This is a genomic window from bacterium (genome assembly GCA_035703895.1).
Classification (GTDB): domain Bacteria; phylum Sysuimicrobiota; class Sysuimicrobiia; order Sysuimicrobiales; family Segetimicrobiaceae; genus Segetimicrobium.
Genome location: DASSXJ010000143.1, coordinates 1 through 3,124, shown reverse-complemented (window position 1 = coordinate 3,124; position 3,124 = coordinate 1). Strand labels below are relative to the sequence as shown.

Below are 3,124 nucleotides of genomic sequence, written 5' to 3'. Positions count from 1 at the left end.
CCGGTGATGTAGTCCTCCGTGCGCTTGTCGCGGGGGCGGGTGAACACCTCGGCCGTGGGGCCGAACTCGACCAGCTCCCCGTTGAGCATGAACGCCGTGCTGTCCGAGGCGCGGGCCGCCTGCTGCATGTTGTGCGTGACGAGCACGACCGTCAGGGTTTCCCGCAACGTTCTGGCCAGCTCTTCGATCTTGAGGGTGGACGCCGGGTCGAGCGCGGAGGCCGGCTCATCCATGAGCAGCACTTCAGGCCTGACCGCGAGGGCCCTCGCGATGCACAACCGCTGCTGCTGACCGCCGGAGATGCTGGTGCCCGGCCGGCCCAGAACGTCCTTCACCTCGTCCCACAGCGCGGCCTGGCGCAGGCTCTGCTCGACCGCCTGGTCGAGGAGCCGCCGGTCGCGCACCCCATTGAGGCGGAGCCCGGCGGCGACGTTGTCGTAGATCGACATCGTCGGGAAGGGGTTGGGCCGCTGGAAGACCATCCCGATGCGCCGGCGGACCATCACCGGGTCGACGTCGCGGCCATACATGTCCTCGCCGTCGAGGAGCACCTGCCCTTCCATGCGGGCCCCCGGCACCAGCTCGTGCATGCGGTTGAGGCACCGCAGAAAGGTCGACTTGCCGCACCCCGATGGCCCGATGATCGCGGTGATGCGGTTGGTCTGGATGCTGAGGGACACCGCGCGGACGGCATGCGTCCGGCCGAAGTAGGCGTCCACGCTGACCGCCTTGATCCGCTCGGTGGTCGTGTCCTCGATCCGCAGCACGCGTTCGGCGGTGTCGAAGAACGCCTTGGTCCACACGCTGCTCGAGAGATCCATCATCGTGGCCTCCTCGCCATGAGCCGAGGCCGGCTCACCAGCCTGGCGGCGATGTTGAGCAGGAGCGTGATCGACATCAGGACGAGCGCGGCGGCCCAGGCCTGCCGGTGCCAATCGTCGTAGGGCGCGATCGCGTAGTTGTACAGCTGCACCGTGAGCGACGCGATCGGCTGGTCGAGTCGCGTCTGCCAGTACTGGTTGTTGAAAGCAGTAAACAGGAGCGGGGCCGTCTCTCCCCCGATGCGCGCCACCGCCAGGACGACACCGGTGACGATGCCCACGGCCGCGGTTCGCAGGACTACTTTGAGCGTGGTGATCCACCAAGGGATCCCCAGCGCCAGCGAGGCTTCGCGGAGGGAATTGGGAACGAGCCGCACCAGCTCCTCCGTCGTCCGCATCACCAATGGAGCCATCATGATGCCGAGCGCGACCCCACCCGCGATCGCGGAAAACCGCTTCATCGGGACCACCACGAGCGTATAGACAAACACCCCCACCACGATACTCGGGACGCCGTTCAGGACGTCGGCGGTAAATCGGATCCACCACCCCAGCGAGCCGTTGCCGAGCTCCGCGAGATAGAGCCCGCCCAGGATGCCGACGGGGAGGCCGAGGCACGACGCGAGGAGAATGAGCGTGAGCGAGCCGCTGATCGCGTTGGCCATCCCCCCTCCGAGCTCCCCCACCGGTTTGGGGAGCTGCGTGAAGAAATCCCAATTCAGCGCCGAGGCGCCCTGGAGGGTCACATAGATGAGCACGCTGGCCAGCGGGGCCATCGCGATCAGCACCGCGGACGCGGTCAGCCACGTCATCACACGATCCGTCACCCGGCGGGTTCCCCCCACCGCTGGGGCCGCGATCATGCGCCGCTCATCGCGGTGGGAGTCGCGCCCACCCGCCACACGAGCCACCGAGCGATCGCGTTCACGATCAGGGAGATGACGAACAGGACCGCGGCCAGCTCGATCAGGGCGGAGATGTAGATCCCGGTCGTGGCTTCGGAGAACTCGTTGGCGAGGGCGGCGGCGATCGTGTAGGCCGGTTGGAACACGGAGGTCGCGATCTGGGGCCGGTTGCCGATCACCATCGTCACCGCCAGGGTCTCGCCGAGCGCGCGCCCGAGGCCCAGGATCACGGCGCCGATGATCCCGGTCCGGGCGTACGGCAGCACCGCCGTGCGGATCACCTCCCAGCGGGTCGCGCCGAGCGCGTACGCCGCCTCACGCTGGCTCAGCGGGACCGCTTTGAGGACCTCACGAGAGACCGACGACACGATCGGCAACAGCATGATGGCCAGAATCATCCCCCCGGCCAGGAGGCCGATGCCGTACATGGGGCCGCTGAACAGCGGGAGCCAGCCCAGCACCCCCTGCAGGGCCGGCTCGACGACCTTCCGGAGAAACGGGGCCATCACGAAAATCCCCCACAGGCCGAGGATTACGCTGGGGATCGACGCCAGGAGCTCGATGACAAACGAAAGCACCGTGGACACCCCAACGGGGGCGATCTCCGCCAGAAAGATGGCCACCCCGAGGCTGACGGGCACGGCGAGGACGAGGGCGAGCAGCGACGATGCCACGGTGCCGTACGCGAACGTGAGGGCCCCGAAGACGTTGTGCACGGGATCCCAGCGCGACGTCCACAGGAACGCCGGGCCGAATCGCTGGATCGCCGGCATCGCCGTCACGAGCAGCTGGATCATCATCCATCCGACCAGGACGACGACCGAGAACCCAAACACGGTCAGCACGACGCGGAACGCCGTATCCGTCCACGCTTTGTGGCGCCGGACACCCGATGCACTGGGGGGGAGGAGGGCCGGGGCCCTCCTCCCTACGTGCAAGGAGCGAAGCATCGATGGGGTGGCGTGAACCCGTTACCGCTCGGCCAGTAGCGCCTTGCCTTGGAAGTTGACCGTCTTGAGAATACGTTCGTCGATGGCCACGACGGGAGACGGGATCGGCGCGTAGAGGAGCTGCGGGGCATCTTTCTCCCCGTCGTGGATCGCCCACCAGAGAAACTCGGCCAGTGCCTTTCCCTTGGCTTCATCCGTCTGGTTCTGCGGCACCAGGAGGTAGGTGAACCCGGCGATCGGATACACGTTCGCCCCGGGAGCGTAGGCGATCGAGACCCGGACGTCGTTCGTCTGGGCGATCTTCTGCGCCCCGCCGGCCGCCGCCGCGGTGGTCGACGACAGCGAAGGCGCCACCCATGTCCCGTCACGATTCTTCAGGACGGCGTAGGTGAGTTGGTTTTGCACGACATATGCCAGCTCGACATACCCGATAGCGCCGGGCGTCTGC

The 3,124-nt window shown here is 67.3% G+C and carries 4 protein-coding genes; all 4 read right to left on the bottom strand.

Going from position 1 to position 3,124, the window contains the following annotated elements:
• Window positions 1–824 (bottom strand): phosphate ABC transporter ATP-binding protein PstB (gene pstB, locus VFP86_09685; protein ID HET8999904.1); only part of this gene is annotated, 824 nt, incomplete at its 3' end.
• Window positions 821–1,684: a phosphate ABC transporter permease PstA gene (gene pstA / locus VFP86_09680; protein ID HET8999903.1), complete on the bottom strand. Its 864-nt coding sequence runs from the start codon at window positions 1,682–1,684 to the stop codon at window positions 821–823. The genes pstB and pstA, both read right to left, overlap by 4 nt.
• Complete coding sequence (gene pstC / locus VFP86_09675; GenBank protein HET8999902.1) at window positions 1,681–2,571, bottom strand: phosphate ABC transporter permease subunit PstC; 891 nt, start codon at window positions 2,569–2,571, stop codon at window positions 1,681–1,683. Before pstC ends, pstA begins: the two co-directional genes overlap by 4 nt.
• A gap of 126 nt (window positions 2,572–2,697) precedes the next feature.
• On the bottom strand, window positions 2,698–3,124 hold a 427-nt coding region (locus VFP86_09670), incomplete at its 5' end, for a phosphate ABC transporter substrate-binding protein PstS (protein ID HET8999901.1).

Bases quoted from the DNA above. Each gene is read 5' to 3' on its own strand.
- pstA (HET8999903.1), bottom strand. From the start codon at position 1,684: ATGATCGCGGCCCCAGCGGTGGGGGGAACCCGCCGGGTGACGGATCGT.